Raw genomic sequence first — 16,615 nt, 5'->3', positions numbered from 1 at the left:
TTATCCTTTACATTGCTCGAGTAAATCAGTGGCAATGACTAAGTCTTCATTATATTGCTGACACTGAGCTTGATACTCAGCTTCATTTTTTTGTAAATTTTGCTGAAGCGTTTCTAGGGCACGCTGCTTTTCTGCTGCGTTACGTTCTGTTTCCTGATTCAACTCTTGCTTTATTTGATCAGCCAATTGATTCAAGTTGTTGCTCACTGTGCTTTGTGTTTGGTTTAATATTTGAGGGATAAGCGTATTTAGCACATATTGCTTCGCTTCCTCTTGCTGTTGTTCTTGGCGATATTGTTGCTCAGTATTACTCATAAATATCGAGGCTAAACCATGAATAATCAGACTAAATGGCTTTAATACTGGAATTAAGCTCAATACTTTTGCAATAGCTAACGCGACACCTTGATTAAAGATACCTGAATAGCTTTCACCTTGTGGTGATGCTTGAAAATCAGACTGAATATTGATCGCACTAGGTGCTAAATCATTTATATTTTGAAAAGCCTTAATCGTACGTGTAATTCGAGGTTTAAAATCCTGTTCAACACCTGATAGAAAGGCTTGTCGTAACGCGCTACCAACAATGCCATCTATATCGCCACCACGAAGTGCAGAACGGGTTAAACTATCTAATTGGGAAGCCAATGCTGACTGCATATTACGATTTATCGCATCAGAACAAATCGGTACTATTTCATCGATTTGTTGTGCTAACTGTTGGAGTTGTACTTTCAGTGCCGCTAATTCTTCAGGGATCTGGGCACACTCTTGACGAGACTGTTCTAATGTTAGGTTATCTTGATTCAATAACACATTAATCTGTTGAGCAGCACTATTTAGCCAATTTACAAACTGAGTACCAACGCTATTTTTATAAATGACATCAGCTTTACCATTCACTCGCTCAATCGCTGGTGCAAATCCTGTAATGTTCTTTTTCCTTGCTGCGATGGTAATAACATCAATTGGTGCTTCACCTAAAACATCGGTTACTGATTGTGTGATTTTTTCTTTTAAGGCAGGAATGTCTTCAGGTAATCGTTTGTCACATTTAGTGATAATTAACACGACAGGCATTTGGTAAATCTTTAGCTCAGCAAGTAAACGTTTAAGACTTTCACGTAAATCACCTTCTTCGGCACTCACGACAAGGCAATATGCGCCACTGCGGTTTACATAACCATCAATTGCTTGACCATGTTGCGCAATACCTGATTCCCACCCTGGCATATCCACTAACACTAACTCAGGTACTTTTTGCAATTCAGAATGAGGAATAGCAATATCAACCCAATGCGTTAATTTATTATTTTTAATTGGAAATTCTTGGTTTTTAAGCTGTTCACGGTTAAGTTGACATACAACACCGACTTCATTCATTAATTGAATAGTCTCAGTTGCACCATAATGAATTTCAGTTGCTAAACATGTTTCAGGATTTACTTGAACAGCAAGTAGTTTTTCACCTAAAAAAGCGTTCAACAATGTCGATTTACCAGCGCTGAAAGCACCAACCAACGGCAACCTAACTTTAAATTCATTATGCGCAGTAATGATGGCGTTCAGTTGTTCTTCGCTGCCATAGTATTGAGTTAATCGTTGGATTTGAGAAAGAGATTGAGGCGTCAACCAGCTGATTTCCATTAGATATAATCCTTTGTATTAATAAGAGTATATTTTTATTGACTATACTCTTATTAATACAAATGCCCCTACTGTCAAATGTGAATTAGTTGCATATAATCACAAAATCTAAACGAAAATAATGAATTTTGATATTTAGTCAGTACAAAATAAATTATAACTCTAAATAGCAGCCATAAAAAAAGCGACCATCAAGGTCGCTTATTATCAATACAATTATCTATTACTGAAACATTATGCCCAGCGTTCTGCTTGCCATTCTGCTTGTTGTTCTTCGTTTAAGAACGTCCATGCAACAACACGAGAGATTTTCTGCCCTTGTGACATTTCAATGGTTTTTACTTGGAATGCGCTTACTTTTTCAAGTTGCTTATAAAGCACACCAAGGTTTTCTTTCTTAGAAACAAGTGTCGTAAACCAGAAACATTGTGTCGCTTTGGTCGCACTTTGGTTGATCATCTTTTTAATGAAACCAACTTCGCCACCTGTACACCACAATTCAGCCTTTTGACCACCAAAGTTAAGCACTGGCGTTGTTGACTCAGATTTCGCATTAAATGCCGAAAGCTTATTACTACGACCATGTGCTTGACGCTTTTTGTTTGAGTTAGTCGTTAGATTACGTACTTTACGTTCAGAGACAGCCATCGCTTCTTCTTCTGAGCCGTGGAATGGTGGATTACACATAGTGAAATCAAACATTTCTTCATCATCAATCATATCGGTAAAGATATTATCTGCCTGATTTTGAAGACGAATTTGAATAGCACCTTTTAGTTTAGCATTGCTAGCAGCAATAAATTTCGCTGATTTAACCGCTAAAACATCAATCTCAGAGCCTACAAACTGCCAGCCATACGCACGATGACCAATAATAGGATAAACACAGTTAGCACCAATACCGATATCTAAACCACGCACGCCTTTACCTTCAGGAATAACGCCACCATTAGATTGTGCTAATAAATCTGCAATATAATGAATGTAATCAGCACGACCAGGAATTGGCGGACATAAGAAACCCGCAGGAATATCCCAGTAATCGATATGATAGAAATGCTTTAATAACGCTTTATTTAACGTTTTAACTGCGAGTGGATCAGAGAAGTTTACGGAAAGATCCCCATAAGCATTTTCACTAACATATTGCGCCAGTTCAGGTGTTGCTTGAGTTAGGGTCGCAAAATCATAACGCGCACGGTGTGGGTTACGTGGGTGTAAGCCTTGTTTAGGCTGTGCGGCTTTCTTTTGGGTCATCTTTGCTACTCGCAGAAATAAAATACAATTAAGCGCAGCATTGTACATGCTAAACCCTAATAACCTTAGCATCTTAATGAGCAAATGCACAAAAAACACCCAATAGCGGCTAACAATTATCATGTTAGTGCTTAAATTTACGATTAACCCTAATATCCAACGCGAAAATATGCCACATCCATTTGAGAATATCACTAAACCATCATGTGTATTTTCCGCTGTAATATCTATGATATTTAAAAAATTACTTATACTTAAAGATGTCCTCATTTTGCTAGGAGTGATGCTATGACAATTATCGCCCCATCATCTCAGCCATCTCATTTCGGTTTTTTCTCATTATTTTTTATTACAGCCTTCAGTATTATCGTTATATTTTACTCTGCGAATACATACGCAAAAGCCCCCATTAACAGTAAGACGTTACAAGTAGGCACCTATGCTTGCCCCCCGTTTGTGATAACGGACGATACCAATAACTATCAAGGGTTAAGTTTTTTACTGTGGGATAATATCGCCACCAAACTTAATTTAAACTATACGGTTAAAGTGTTACCCCTCAAAGACCTGCTTGCAGAGGTTGCCAGTGGTAAGCTTGATATTGGATTATCGTGTATTTCTATTACACCTGAACGTGAAGAAATATTAGATTTTTCACACTCTTTTTATGAAACAAATCTAGCCATTGCTGTTAAGCAAAAAAGTCATTGGGAAACCTTTACCAGTATTGTTTTCAATAAAAAACTCTTACAGATTCTGGCAATTATCTCAATAACTGCCGCAGTTGTTGGTGGAATATATTATAGACTTGAACATCGGGTTAACGACAAACTTTATTCAATGCAATCACGTTCAGCACGATTAGTTGAAGGGTTTATCTTAGGATTATTATTTATCACCAAAGGTCCGTTTAATTATTATGAATTTAAAACATTAACCGGACGTGTGATCACGGTATTATTAGCGGTTTTTACAACATTATTTATTGCGAGTATTACCGCTGTTCTAGCAAGTTCGTTCACTGTAGTACTAATAAATAGCGATATTAAAAGCCCCAATGATTTAGACAATGTCACTACTGGCGCAAAACAATCATCAACCTCTTCTGAGTTTTTAACAAACCATAGTATTAGCCATAAAACCTACCCAACAGTTGCCGCAATGCTATTGGCTTTAGATAACGGCGAAATTGAAGCGATTGTCGATGATGATGCTATTTTAAGATATCAAATAAAAATGGCGAAAAACAAAGGCAATTACGAACAATTACAAGTGCTTCCTTATCAATTTGAAAAACAAAACTACGGTATCGTATTGGGAGAAAACAGCCCTTATGATGAAGAAATCAATCGAGAACTATTGCAATTTCGTAAAAGTAATCAATGGAAAAAAGCATTAACTGAATATTTCAAGATTAAATAGCCAGTGTCTTTATAATGACAATCGTTACAAAAAACAGATACACAACAAAAAGGAGCACTTATGTACTCCTTAGAATATTTGCAATAAAATATACATCATTAACGTAATTTAAATAAACGCCCAAGTTGGCTTAATGTCGACGGATGATAAGACCAACAATGATCAAACAATTCCAATAACTCTGGGTTACCATATTTAGATAAATTCACCGCATGGAAACGGTTTTTCTGCTGCTTTAGCTTTTGAACTCGCGATTGCATTACTTCAGGTTGGCTTGGCGCAATAAAATCAGACAATACCACCAAATCGGCATTTTTATATTTACCCGCCGCCATCAGATCAATTGACTGATCCAATACGGGTCCAAGATCGGTGCCGCCATGAAATGAATATGACAAGAAGTTAACCACTTCATGTAAACCATCTTGCTTGGTCAGTTCATAAGTGATTTGTTGCGTTGAGAACATAATGACAAAGCAGTCACGTTCTTCAACAAGTGCTATTTGCATTAACCCGTAAGCCAATGCTTTTGCGCAGTTTTCAGGATAACCCGACATCGAACCTGATGCATCAATGCAAACAATAAAAGGACCTTTAGGTTGATCAACCTGTTTGGTTTGCCGCTGAAAGGCTTTTACTTTTCGCAATTTACGTTGAGTACCTTGCATTCGATAATTCATTAACCGCTTATCGGCTAAGTGCTTATAAAAAATCACTTCAAGCTCAGGATACGCTAAAAACATCGCTTCATTAGGCAATAGCTTGGTTAAATCATCACTTTCATGGATCCCAACAATATCGTCGGTGACATTGTCACTGATTTCTTCCACCAGCTTCATTTGTTCGGCTTTCACCCGCTCTTTATTGGGATCATCAACTTCATTGGCCATACGGCCTAATTTTTCAGCAATATCTTGAAGACCATTGTTCTTTTTTAAAAAAGCAGCAATTTTCTTCATCACATCAACATCAGTTTTAGTCAGCTTTGCTTGTGCCATATCCCACAAACGCCCCGCTTTACTGACATCACCAGCATCGGTTACTGTTGCCATTTTTTTCATGGTTTCAATGCGTTGATACAGATCTTGTAATAATTGATCTTTTTGTTCTTCAACTTCCGACTCTTGCGCTTCTCGCAATGCATAGGCTAGGTAGTCATACCATTTATCACAAAAGAAACGTTGGAACATGGGGTTATGTTTATTCTGCTCGGTTGCTAATAAACTTTTCGCCTTAAAATAGAATGCTGACTGCCCTTCAAGTTGCTTAATAATCTGCTCGGAGTGAGCAAAAAAGTACTCTTTATTCCATGTGCATACTTGTTGGTATAAATTAATCTCATCACTGAATTGTTCAACGACCGTGCCTTTGGCGGTTTTTTTGATCATCTGCCCACGCCACTTCATAATTTGATTTTTCATGGCGGTTTTAACACCTGGGCTGGCTTCTGCTGCCATAAGAAGTTGTGGCCTAAGCATCACTTCATTTACAGCAGTATCAATAATACCTGACTCAGCAAGCATCAAAGCAAAATTTAACCCTTCAGATACAGGCATAAGCATCAATCCTTTACTTTATTTATTATCACACAGAGCTATACAACGGTATTTTCTTATTCCAACAATCATTGTTTAGAAAAATATTCATTCATATGCGTAATTCTAAAAGCACTTCTTTCAGTTATTAATTTCAGATCGGCGACTTTATCAACGCAATCATTAAGGCTTTGTTCTATTAATGTAGGAAAATCACCACTAATGAAATTATGCGGTAATGCGCCATGGAACGAAGTGCGCGCTTTAATCACATTATGTTCAGAGTCAGTGATCTTAGCCATTGCTTGATCAACCAGTTGCTGCCATTGTTGCTGCTGAGTCGTTGTTAAGCCTTTATTGCCAGTAACACCGACCAAAACAGGACGATTAGCAATGTCTTTAATGACCAATTGATTCTCAGCATCGATCTCAAACTGTAGTCGGCATAAATGGGTATTTTTATTCACGAAGCCATAAATATCACATTTCCCGGTACGAATTTTTTTATCAAACTCATCACCATCAACATACACCCACCGGCTATCACCGAGTTCTTGCTCTGATACTGAAGTGTTAGGTTGTAGCATGACTAACTTAATCATGCGGGGGTTGTTATTAATATTAAATCGCGTCGCCGTTGCGAAGTTATATTTAAACCATTCTTTACGCATCGTACTTTCACGGGTAAAGGTCACAACTAATTGGGTGCAGATATCTTGGTTAATATTATCAATAATAACATGGGCTTCTTTAGCATCAGCAATAGCATCTTGTTGATTAAAAGCATGTTTAGTCGCAAATTCTTTCATAATGTTAACAATCACATTACGCGACTCAGGGCTATGCCATAAGCAATCTTGTAACAGTAATAAGTCTAACGGATTGATATGATCACGACCGTTAAAAAAGGCACTCGCTTTTAGTAACCGTACTGATTTTTTCCAACGGCGATCAGAAATATAAAGCTCGCTATCTGTTGCTTGTGCAATGCTTTCTCCTGAACGCGCTTCTATCATTGATTTTAGCTGATAAATTTTTTCAAAAAGGGTGTCAGTTAATGTTACATCTTCAATATGCGCTTGCCAGCTATGGTATTCATCGTCTTTGATCGTTAGTGACGGATCAATCGCCGTTAACGTTGTGCTATCGCCCATTAACATTGATTTAAAATTACGTTTTTCTTGAATACGGTTAACGAACACGCGAACTAACATACGATCATATAGCGCGTCTAGGCCACTATCTGCATCGGGTAATTCATTTGACGCGGTAATCAACAATCGCATAGGTATCGGTAGAATATCCTGACCATTTTTAAATGTCCGCTCATTCACCACAGTTAATAAGGTATTTAGAATCGCAGGGCCCGCTTTCCAGATTTCATCAAGAAAAACGACTTGAGCCGTGGGTAGGTAACCATCAATTAAACGAACATACTTGCCGTTATCTTTTAATTCTTGAATTGATAATGGGCCAAATACTTCTTCTGGGGTTGAAAATCGAGTCATTAAATAATCGAAAAAATTACTATTATCAAATGCTTGAATTAATCTTTTTGCAATTAAGCTTTTTGCAATACCTGGTGGACCTAACAAAAAAACACTTTCACCAGCCAATGCGGCTAATAAACATAATTTAATGGTTTCTTCACGTTCATAAACACCATTAGAAAGCCCATTAATCAGCTTTTGAATACGTTCTGATAAAATGGCTTTATTGGGTGCCGCTGTTGCTACTGTAAGCATATATCCAACCTTGAATTATTATCCTACCCTACATGGTATACCGTAAATGGCGTTTAATTATGTGAAATCACACCAATACGTTGCTGTCTTATAACTCTTATATCATGATTTTATGCGTGATACATCAATAGCATTCAGTGCTCAAGCTAACAATACCGTTACAATAACTGGTTCAACATCAGTGATGTCATATCATGGATATTTTAAAGAATTATCAGCGAATGCCGAGCGATCTTAATTTCAAATCAAAAACAGGGATACTACGGTGAGATATAAAAAAGGCTTTTAGTAAGAAATTTCTCGCTAAAAGCCGATTTGAATCATTACTATTCTTTGTACTATTTAAAAAATAATCCGTTATTTAACCACTGGATACTTCTCATTTGCACCCCATTCTGCCCATGAACCATCATAAACAGTGACCTTGTCACGACCACTAAGTTGTGCGGCTAGAGCTAAAATACAAGCTGTCACACCCGAACCACAACTAAAGATAAGCTGTTGTTCAGCAGCACTTAACGCATCAAATTTTTGCTTTAGTTGCTCAACAGGCACAAAGTGACCATCAGTCAATAATTCACCAAAAGGTAAACTTTTCGCATTTGGCATATGACCACTGCGAAGCCCAACGCGCGGTTCTTTTACGGTGGCTAAAAAACGGACTGTAGGACGTGCATCAATGATTTGAATACGGGTATCATCCAGTCTTTGACACAACGTATCTGCATCAATTACCCAATTAGGTCGATATTTAGCACTAAAATCCCCAATCGCATTAGTCATTGGTACACCCGTTTGCGTCGCATAACCCGCCGCTAGCCAAGCAGGTAAACCACCATCAAGCACTGACACATTATCATGTCCCATCGCCTTGAACATCCACCAGCCACGTGGTGCTGAAAACATCCCTTGGCTATCATAAATAACAACATGGCTATCATTATTCACGCCTAATTTTGCGACTTCTTGAGTGAATAATTCAGCTGATGGCAACATATGCGGTAAATCAGTATTCGGTGCTGCTATTTGATGGTTAAAATCAAAAAAATGTGCCGTTGGGATGCGAACATCAATAAACTCTTGTTGCGGATCACGAGGCACATCAGGCATAAATGCACTGGCATCTAATACCACTAGTGATGCAGCTGATAAGGTATTTGATAATTGCTGATTAAGCCATGCAGCAGAAACGATATTATTAACAGGCGATGCCATAAAAAATCCTTAAGAATAATCCGCAGTAAAAATGATTAACCTTGGCCACAACACCTGCCAGTTTTTGTCTCGAATACGCTGTTGATAAATGGCAGGTCTTGGGTAATGTGGATTAATGCTAACATGTAATGACCAGTTATGCTCTAATCCATATGCTGCAGTAAAAATGAATTGATTATCAACCGTTAACCGCACCCCAACACACGTAGGGACTTCTACCCATCGTGAAATGGCATCTGCACTATTCTTATAAGGTAAATGCTGATGTTTTAGGTGCATTCTTGCTTGGTTTTTAACGTCCCAATTAATCATAGGTAATTGCTGTTGTAACAATGCCACATAATGCGCTTCAGTAACTAATGAACAATCATTAGGATCAAAATACACCACATCAGCATCATTTAATGGTGTCATCGGTAAATGATGTAAGTGATCCCAAATAGCATTACGTACAAACCCAGCAGCTATAAACCAATCAGGTAAATTCAATGTTTGTACAGCGCGCAAACATGCCATTCTAAGCGGATCATCGTCTATGATGGCAGCAGTTTTTAAAGCTAAATCAGCCATATATATTAAGATCCTTTATCGGTGCATGTTGATAAATAACAATATGGACAAGCAGTAACGTCTATAACCAGCAACAAGTTACACTGTAGCAACCTGTTGGATTAATACCGACAGACCCTCACCATTGGCTAAATCATGGGTCGATGCCATCTGCATAATCTCTTCCGCATTATAGCGATTACCATCATAGACAACGACGATACTAGTATCACCTTTTTGTAAAAAATGGGTTTCACCATAGGGTGTATAACGAGTTGCTCCAATGCTGATCACCGCTTGGGTTGGATACTGACTTTGCGCTAACAGCTCAGCAATATTTTCAGTAGGTCCAACATCTTGCTGGTGGTTCATTCGTTCAATAATCCAATCTAATAACGTGTTATGAAAATAACTGTAGCCAATCACCGCACTCTCTTCACCATAACGATGAATTTCACCATCACGACAATGAAAACTCGCAATACGGTAACTGTCTAAAACACCACCTACAGAAAAATGATCGATAGTAATAAGGTGATCACTGATGCCTTTACTATTTGCACCCCAGTTTTTCTTTTCACTGATTTTTTTTGCATGTGGTTTTCGAATTGAACAATCGTTATAAGCACCAAATTGACGCGGAATCAATGCTGACACGGTTTGATGTCCATCATTAACATCAGTGCTATATATCACATCACAAACCAATGCTACTTCAGGTTCAATTTGAAGATTATCTGCATCATTAGGCGGCGTGATATTTGTTGAGGATAATGGGTATGTTGCTAGCAATCCGGAATTAATATTAGGAAGGTAAAAAGGAAAAATAGCTTTAGGTTGCGTCACTTCTTTTACTGCAACTGTCACAAAATCTGCGGCTTCACCCGCTTGCTCTAAATGTCCTGCAAAATTACCCGCGACACCAAAGCCAATACATTGATTAAACACAATTTATCCATCAAAAAACAAAAAATAGTGACTTATTATAATCAAAAACACAGCTATTTTCCGTTATCGAGTTAACAATTATCTATACACAACAAACAACATTCTCATTTTTGATTCAACCTTAATCACAGTTTTATAAGCCAAATAATCATCAACTAACTACACTGAAGATAATGGACATAACAAGGATTGATAATGCAATTACATAGACAAAAAAATACAATCCATTATTTATTACTCTTACTTCTTATAATATTCAGCTCTCGTCATTCAGTTGCACTCGCAGCACAATCCACATCAAAATCAATAAATAGCAACCCAGCGACACTTTACGCACCATTACTATTACCGTGGCAAGCAGCAATAACCTCATCAAATGTAACATCTGTATTATGTGGTGCGGTTATTATTGATGAATATTGGTTAATAACCGCAGCACATTGCACTAAAAATCATATTCACTATGTTATTGCAGGAACATCCTCAGTTCCTAAACCAAACACACAACAACTTGATACCAAATATAGATTCACCATCACGCATATAATAAATCACCCTAATTACAATAAGGAAATATTTGCAAATGATCTGGCGTTGATTCGTGTTAATCGTTCTTTATTGACGGTAGCCAAACCGATTGTTATTGCCTCGATAAATGAACAAATAACCGCTAATAATATTTTTGATAATAACTGGGTAATACATCAAAACTCAAAAGCTAATCTCATTGCATCAGGTTGGGGGAAATCAAATAGTGGTACACTAATAAACTACCCGACGCAATTACAAGTAGTGACGTTAGCGGGGATTCCTGATCAATATTGCAATGGCCTGCAAGCCAACAAATCACAGATTATTTGTGCTGATTCTAATATTGATGGTCTACTTAAAGATGTCTGTAGTGGCGACTCTGGTGGTCCCTTGATTTGGCAAAATCCACAACATGTTGCTAATAATGACTTTGGTTTACGTGTTATGGGTATTGTTAGTAATGGTGCGTTATGTGAACAGCGATTAAATAATCCGACCCAACAATACCAACACCTACATGGCCAATATACCGAACTAGCATCATTACGATCTTGGATTGAAACATCTATAAAGCAATATGATAACCAGCTCACCTTTTCCTTAACCTCACACTATAATTCGCCTAATTACAAGTACGATCCATTTAGCCTTGCTGATGATTACCCACAAGATCAAGATCTTAATCTTTTATTAGTGTCCACTCAGCCACAAGCTGCAGGAAATATACCATTAACAGTTTTGAGTATGCTTGTGACAATTGCTTTATTTCGAAAAAGAATCAATTTATTATAGAAAGTAAGTTATAACTATCTATTTATGAATAATAAAAAATACATTATTGTTATCAATAAATATTACGTAATAATAGACCCTATTGATATTTAAATATGGATATTATTAAATGGATTTCTTCCCGATATTTCTAAAAGTAAATCATAAACAAATCTTAGTTATCGGTGGTGGTGACGTTGCTTGCCGAAAAGTTGATTTATTATTAAAAGCACACGCTAATGTCACTGTTGTATCACCACAACTGCACCCTCATTTACAAATGCTACTTGAGCAACAGCTGATCACACATATCGATCAGCCTTATCAGTCATCACAACTTAGTGGTGCCGATCAAGTGTGGGCAACAACAGATTCAGCCGAACTTAATCACCAGATTTACCATGATGCGAGCGCATTAAAGATCTGGACCAATGTTGTTGATGACCCAACATTTTGTGATTTTATTACGCCATCAATAGTTGATCGTTCTCCCATTCAAGTTGCTATCTCTAGCGGCGGTACATCACCCGTATTAGTACGTTATTTACGTGAACGTTTAGAAACCTATTTACCACAGAATTTAAGTTTACTTGCAACATTCGCAGGTAAGCAACGTCAGCGTATTAAACAACATTTCACTACAGTAGATGAACGTAGAAAATTTTGGGAGCAGTTTTTCAGATTAAGTGCTGTTGAAAATGCACATACAACCGAAGAATTAGAAGCCGCTTTTCAGCAATTATTAACTGAGGAAAATCATTGTAGTGGTAATATCTACCTTATTGAAACTGGTCATGATCCTGAATTAATCAGCCTTAAAGCATTACGATTAATGCAACAATCTGAATATATTCTTTACCATGACGATGTAGCAGATGTGTTTATTGATTTATGCCGACGTGATGCTGATCGTGAACGCTGTGATCATAAGAATATCCAAGCCCTTACTGAAAATCTTATGCAGCAAGGTATACGCGTTTGTATACTTGCAACCAAGGATAATCATCGCCCTTGTATCAGAAAGTATTGTGCCAGTCATAATGGTATTTTCGTACCTATTTTTGGTTGAAACATTTTAGTACTGAACTAAAAACGCAGAACCGAAGCTCTGCGTTTTTGTTATCAATACTTATTCACTATACGTATTCTTAGTTATTTATTTGCCCATAATTCGGCGACAATTTTGCATGTAACCATATGCCTGTTGTTTTCATCAAATAACCAAAGATAACACCAACAATAAGAGATGGAATAACGAGCTGCCAATTACCAGCGGCTGCAAATGTTGCACAAGAGCCAATGAATGTACCAGGGATAAAGTTTAACCAGTGTTTTTTGGCTTGAGCACACATCATAAATGCAACAAGAGCCGTGATGATATATCCGACTATTTCTAAATTAATCAATGTTGATAATTTAATGATCACCATCGCCCAAAAGACACCACTAAGATTAGTTGCAATACTTAACCCAACCCCTTTAATACCATCTTGTTGTAAGGCAAAATATGTTGTACATCCTAAAAACCCCCCCCAACTAAGTAAGCCAAGAGAAACAGCAACCCAACCCCATATTCCAGAAAGAATACCGGTCGTTAAGGAAATAGCAATAAGTAAAGACATTATTGATCCCACATCAATTTTTAATGATGCGTAGTCTATATTAACCTGAGTCGCACTTAAAACGATTTAGATCACATATATATAAATAATATTACATTCAGTTACCATTTCAAGTGATACACATCACTTATTTATTTTCTGCTGCTAGTATTAAAAAATACAATAAAATCCAGATTAAAAATTGCGGTTACAGCAAACTATGATAATTTATTCGTTCTATTTGTTTGCTGGAGTGTCTTTATGGGACCTTTAATGCTTGATGTGTCAAGCTATGAACTTGATGCAGAAGAACGTGAAATTATTCAACACCCTACTGTTGGCGGCATTATTTTCTTCGCTCGCAACTACGATAATCGCGATCAACTTCGAGCGCTGATAAAAGATATTCGTCAAACAGCAAAACGCCCGCTTATTATTGGCGTTGATCAAGAAGGCGGACGTGTTCAGCGTTTTAGAGAGCAATTCTCAATTCTTCCTCCTGCTCGCGCATTTGCAGAATCAGATAATGGCCTAGCATTAGCAACAACGGGTGGCTGGTTAATGGCGGCTGAATTACTGGCAATGGATATCGATATCAGCTTTGCGCCAGTGTTGGATTTAGGTTTTGATTGTAAAGCCATCGGCAATCGTGCGTTTTCAGACAAACCATCTGATGTTATTCGCTATGCCTCTGCTTTTATTGATGGTATGACAACCGCGGGTATGGCAGCAACGGGTAAACATTTCCCCGGCCATGGTGGTGTTATTGCAGATTCACACCTTGAAACCCCTTATGACTCACGAGACAATATCAAACAACATGATATGACCGTATTCGCAGACTTAATAAGCAATAATAAACTTCAAGGGATCATGCCTGCACATGTCGTATTTGATGCTTATGATGAGCGTCCTGCCAGTGGTTCTGAATATTGGCTTAAACAAGTACTTCGTCATGATTTAGGCTTTAACGGTGTTATCTTTTCTGATGATTTAAATATGAAAGGTGCCGATGTTTTAGGTAATTATAGTGAGCGTGCTGTTGCAGCCCAACAATCGGGTTGTGACATGGTTATGTTATGTAATAACCGTGAAGGTGCAGTACAAGCATTGGATGGATTACCACAGACTCAAGTTACTATTCTAAATTCGTTATTGAAAAAAACGACACCTGAATTTAATGAGTTAATGCAAACTCGAGAATGGAAACAAGCACAACAATCTATTTCACACTTAGTCGACACTTGGAATAATAAAAACAATTAATCGTCGAAAATCAACAGCACTTTACTCTTCATATAATTTGTAGAATAAAGTGCTTTTCGTAGTAACTTTATTGCATGGTATATCTATCACAAACTATCTTTAGAATAATCAACTGACTTTGAACATTTTTTCTTCTCTTTTAAGATAATATAAAACGCACCAACAATAAACGCTACGGTGAGTATAATTTCCATAATTGACCTTTATATCTGTTAAAACAAAACTGATTATTTTCAGTTCATAAGTCTTTAGAATTTGATTATTCTTTCGCTCAAATCCCTCACCAACTTACATCATTGTATTAACAACACCTTAAATAAGTTATAAAGTTGTGATGCTTTACGGTTAAATTTCATATGCAATACAGCATGTTGCATAAAGATCATGTTATAACTAACATTGTTGAACGGTTAAACTTATAGAAAACTAGATTTTATCAAATTTATCGAAAAATTATGCATCATATGTAACTCGCAATCGACAAATTTACTTTCCTATCAAACAACTATTTTTCATCTATTATATTGATTGTATTAATAAACACTTCAATTATAAGTAATGGCAATGTAACTACTATATTATTAAATATAGCACTTAATACAAATTACGCCTTATTATCAAGTATCAACAATAATGAGATGTTTAAAAAACATTAAGCCTTTATTAATCAATATATTAATTAAAAAAACAAATACACTTTATTTTATTATTATTGACGAATTAACTCTAAACGCTCTACATCCGTATAAAACGTTACCATTTTTATACGACTTATAGCATATTCAAAACTACTTTTCTGACACATAAAAGGCGGTGATGTAGCGATCCAATCTCGAGGGTGTTGTACAACGTTATTGTTATATTTCCGTTCTAATTCGTTACAATTGGCATACCGTAGACAAGCATCATACCGTTCCTCTTTTAAGGTTAACCAATGAGCCTCAAATTGATATAACGCATTATGTAGCTCATTCATATTATCATTGGTAATCTCTCCCTGAAGAGCATTAACTTGCTGTAATTGCGAATCAATAAATGAATTAAAATAATCTTTAACTTGAGGAGCTAAATAAGCGCCACAATGATCCTTATGGTGAATTCGAGTGTGTTGATTTAGTTCTGCCACGTCAGCTGATGAGCATGCAATAACTAGAAATAATGTACAGAGTAACGAGAATGGCTTCATATTACCCTCTCAAGATAAATATTAATCTCAGTATGGCGTACTCATTGTAGCGCTGCTTTAATTATATAAAAGATCTTATAATTAAGAATTATAGGCATAAAAAAAACCAGTAATGTAAGTAACATTACTGGTTATCTTTTGTTTTAACACATGAAAATTTATTGTATTTTAAATATCTGTACCGTTTCGAGTTTGGTCATCTTTCGAATTTGACGCCACACAAAATAAAATATCCCTATCATCATCAACATTGATGGAATAGCAATAACGGGATAACTTAATAATGTCATTCGACCAAGCTCTTCATTAAACGCCTCAGTGCCAGCAGGACTCGTTACAATAACCGTTGCTAAAACATAATTCATAACCGATGAAAAAACGAAGGTACTTGCAAATAAATAATTAGATTGAACTAAACAACGATCAAACGCTTTCTGCTGGTTAAATTCCATCAATTTTTGCTTAATTAAACCTAGATTTAAAATACTCTCATTAAAAATCATTTTAGTTACAATAGGATATTTGGTGAATGTTGAGCCAATAACGACGACTCCAATAATACCTGGAATCAAAGCCTCTTTAACCGCAAGCCATTGAGTATCAAGTTTTAATATGCCAATACCACCAGTAAGTAACACACTCACAATACCGAGTATTGCTATAAAATTAAATTTCTTATTTTTTAATAATTCATAACCACCGAATGCAATAGGAAAAGCTAAAGCAACCAATAGAGCACCAACTGAACCTAGACGATCATCACTGCTCATTTTCATTAAAATGATTGATGGTACAACAACATTAAAAATAATTTCATTCAACGGATTTGTTTTCTTTTCAGCCATAATTCCTAATAATTTCCTTTATTCATAATTATGCCACTTTACATTTATCACAAGAGCTAGATCTCGTAATACTGTACAACTTGCTCTAAAATTATTG

14 protein-coding genes are annotated in these 16,615 nt (G+C 36.6%); 4 read left to right on the top strand and 10 right to left on the bottom strand.

The annotated features are described in order from the left end of the window. On the bottom strand, positions 1 to 1,647 hold the full coding sequence (locus CIK00_RS04775) for a dynamin family protein (protein ID WP_101767774.1): 1,647 nt from the start codon (positions 1,645 to 1,647) through the stop codon (positions 1 to 3). Between the two features lie 234 nt (positions 1,648 to 1,881). After that, a complete protein-coding gene (rlmF, locus tag CIK00_RS04770) occupies positions 1,882 to 2,904 on the bottom strand; it encodes a 23S rRNA (adenine(1618)-N(6))-methyltransferase RlmF (protein ID WP_101767841.1) in 1,023 nt (340 codons plus the stop codon). Positions 2,905 to 3,192: 288 nt separating this feature from the next. On the opposite strand from rlmF, the gene CIK00_RS04765 reads away from it, so the two are divergent. Beyond that, on the top strand, positions 3,193 to 4,326 hold the full coding sequence (locus CIK00_RS04765; protein ID WP_101767773.1) for a transporter substrate-binding domain-containing protein: 1,134 nt from the start codon (positions 3,193 to 3,195) through the stop codon (positions 4,324 to 4,326). A gap of 98 nt (positions 4,327 to 4,424) precedes the next feature. On the opposite strand, the gene viaA is transcribed toward CIK00_RS04765, so the two are convergent. From viaA to CIK00_RS04740, 5 genes are all read right to left on the bottom strand, one after another. After that, complete coding sequence (gene viaA / locus CIK00_RS04760; RefSeq protein WP_101767772.1) at positions 4,425 to 5,882, bottom strand: ATPase RavA stimulator ViaA; 1,458 nt, start codon at positions 5,880 to 5,882, stop codon at positions 4,425 to 4,427. A gap of 68 nt (positions 5,883 to 5,950) precedes the next feature. After that, a complete protein-coding gene (locus tag CIK00_RS04755) occupies positions 5,951 to 7,606 on the bottom strand; it encodes an ATPase RavA domain-containing protein (RefSeq protein ID WP_101767771.1) in 1,656 nt (551 codons plus the stop codon). A 357-nt stretch (positions 7,607 to 7,963) separates the two neighbouring features. Beyond that, positions 7,964 to 8,821 (bottom strand): sulfurtransferase, encoded by an 858-nt coding sequence (locus tag CIK00_RS04750; RefSeq protein WP_101767770.1) that lies wholly within the window; start codon positions 8,819 to 8,821, stop codon positions 7,964 to 7,966. Positions 8,822 to 8,830: 9 nt separating this feature from the next. Continuing rightward, positions 8,831 to 9,391 (bottom strand): nucleotidyltransferase family protein, encoded by a 561-nt coding sequence (locus CIK00_RS04745; RefSeq protein WP_233426533.1) that lies wholly within the window; start codon positions 9,389 to 9,391, stop codon positions 8,831 to 8,833. Positions 9,392 to 9,469: 78 nt separating this feature from the next. After that, a complete protein-coding gene (locus CIK00_RS04740; RefSeq protein WP_101767769.1) occupies positions 9,470 to 10,318 on the bottom strand; it encodes a DUF5718 family protein in 849 nt (282 codons plus the stop codon). Positions 10,319 to 10,513: 195 nt separating this feature from the next. Between CIK00_RS04740 and CIK00_RS04735 the strand changes: the two genes are divergently transcribed. After that, positions 10,514 to 11,641: a S1 family serine peptidase gene (locus CIK00_RS04735; protein WP_101767768.1), complete on the top strand. Its 1,128-nt coding sequence runs from the start codon at positions 10,514 to 10,516 to the stop codon at positions 11,639 to 11,641. A gap of 109 nt (positions 11,642 to 11,750) precedes the next feature. Beyond that, a complete protein-coding gene (locus tag CIK00_RS04730) occupies positions 11,751 to 12,689 on the top strand; it encodes a precorrin-2 dehydrogenase/sirohydrochlorin ferrochelatase family protein (protein ID WP_101767767.1) in 939 nt (312 codons plus the stop codon). Positions 12,690 to 12,768: 79 nt separating this feature from the next. On the opposite strand, the gene CIK00_RS04725 is transcribed toward CIK00_RS04730, so the two are convergent. Beyond that, the gene (locus tag CIK00_RS04725; protein WP_101767766.1) at positions 12,769 to 13,242 is read right to left on the bottom strand and encodes a DUF1097 domain-containing protein; all 474 of its coding nucleotides are present in this window, start codon (positions 13,240 to 13,242) and stop codon (positions 12,769 to 12,771) included. Between the two features lie 240 nt (positions 13,243 to 13,482). Here CIK00_RS04725 and nagZ point away from each other — a divergent pair, with 240 nt between their 5' ends. Beyond that, positions 13,483 to 14,487 carry a beta-N-acetylhexosaminidase gene (gene nagZ / locus CIK00_RS04720; RefSeq protein WP_101767765.1) on the top strand — a complete coding sequence of 335 codons (1,005 nt, stop codon included), beginning with the start codon at positions 13,483 to 13,485 and terminating at the stop codon, positions 14,485 to 14,487. A gap of 709 nt (positions 14,488 to 15,196) precedes the next feature. Here nagZ and CIK00_RS04715 read toward each other — a convergent pair. Next, positions 15,197 to 15,673 (bottom strand): hypothetical protein, encoded by a 477-nt coding sequence (locus CIK00_RS04715; RefSeq protein ID WP_101767764.1) that lies wholly within the window; start codon positions 15,671 to 15,673, stop codon positions 15,197 to 15,199. A gap of 158 nt (positions 15,674 to 15,831) precedes the next feature. Then, positions 15,832 to 16,518, bottom strand: a complete 687-nt coding sequence (locus tag CIK00_RS04710) for a VC0807 family protein (RefSeq protein WP_101767763.1) — start codon at positions 16,516 to 16,518, stop codon at positions 15,832 to 15,834. Between the last annotated feature and the right edge of the window lie 97 nt (positions 16,519 to 16,615).

This window comes from Photobacterium carnosum, from assembly GCF_002849605.1.
GTDB classification, from domain to species: domain Bacteria; phylum Pseudomonadota; class Gammaproteobacteria; order Enterobacterales; family Vibrionaceae; genus Photobacterium; species Photobacterium carnosum.
This window is presented reverse-complemented; position numbering and strand designations above follow the sequence as displayed.

Excerpts from the sequence above, each read along its gene's own strand:
- CIK00_RS04775 (WP_101767774.1), bottom strand. The coding sequence starts at position 1,647 with ATGGAAATCAGCTGGTTGACGCCTCAATCTCTTTCTCAAATCCAACGA.
- rlmF (WP_101767841.1), bottom strand. The coding sequence starts at position 2,904 with ATGACCCAAAAGAAAGCCGCACAGCCTAAACAAGGCTTACACCCACGT.
- CIK00_RS04765 (WP_101767773.1), top strand. The coding sequence starts at position 3,193 with ATGACAATTATCGCCCCATCATCTCAGCCATCTCATTTCGGTTTTTTC.
- viaA (WP_101767772.1), bottom strand. The coding sequence starts at position 5,882 with ATGCCTGTATCTGAAGGGTTAAATTTTGCTTTGATGCTTGCTGAGTCA.
- CIK00_RS04755 (WP_101767771.1), bottom strand. The coding sequence starts at position 7,606 with ATGCTTACAGTAGCAACAGCGGCACCCAATAAAGCCATTTTATCAGAA.
- CIK00_RS04750 (WP_101767770.1), bottom strand. The coding sequence starts at position 8,821 with ATGGCATCGCCTGTTAATAATATCGTTTCTGCTGCATGGCTTAATCAG.
- CIK00_RS04745 (WP_233426533.1), bottom strand. The coding sequence starts at position 9,391 with ATGGCTGATTTAGCTTTAAAAACTGCTGCCATCATAGACGATGATCCG.
- CIK00_RS04735 (WP_101767768.1), top strand. The coding sequence starts at position 10,514 with ATGCAATTACATAGACAAAAAAATACAATCCATTATTTATTACTCTTA.
- CIK00_RS04730 (WP_101767767.1), top strand. The coding sequence starts at position 11,751 with ATGGATTTCTTCCCGATATTTCTAAAAGTAAATCATAAACAAATCTTA.
- CIK00_RS04725 (WP_101767766.1), bottom strand. The coding sequence starts at position 13,242 with ATGTCTTTACTTATTGCTATTTCCTTAACGACCGGTATTCTTTCTGGA.
- nagZ (WP_101767765.1), top strand. The coding sequence starts at position 13,483 with ATGGGACCTTTAATGCTTGATGTGTCAAGCTATGAACTTGATGCAGAA.
- CIK00_RS04715 (WP_101767764.1), bottom strand. The coding sequence starts at position 15,673 with ATGAAGCCATTCTCGTTACTCTGTACATTATTTCTAGTTATTGCATGC.
- CIK00_RS04710 (WP_101767763.1), bottom strand. The coding sequence starts at position 16,518 with ATGGCTGAAAAGAAAACAAATCCGTTGAATGAAATTATTTTTAATGTT.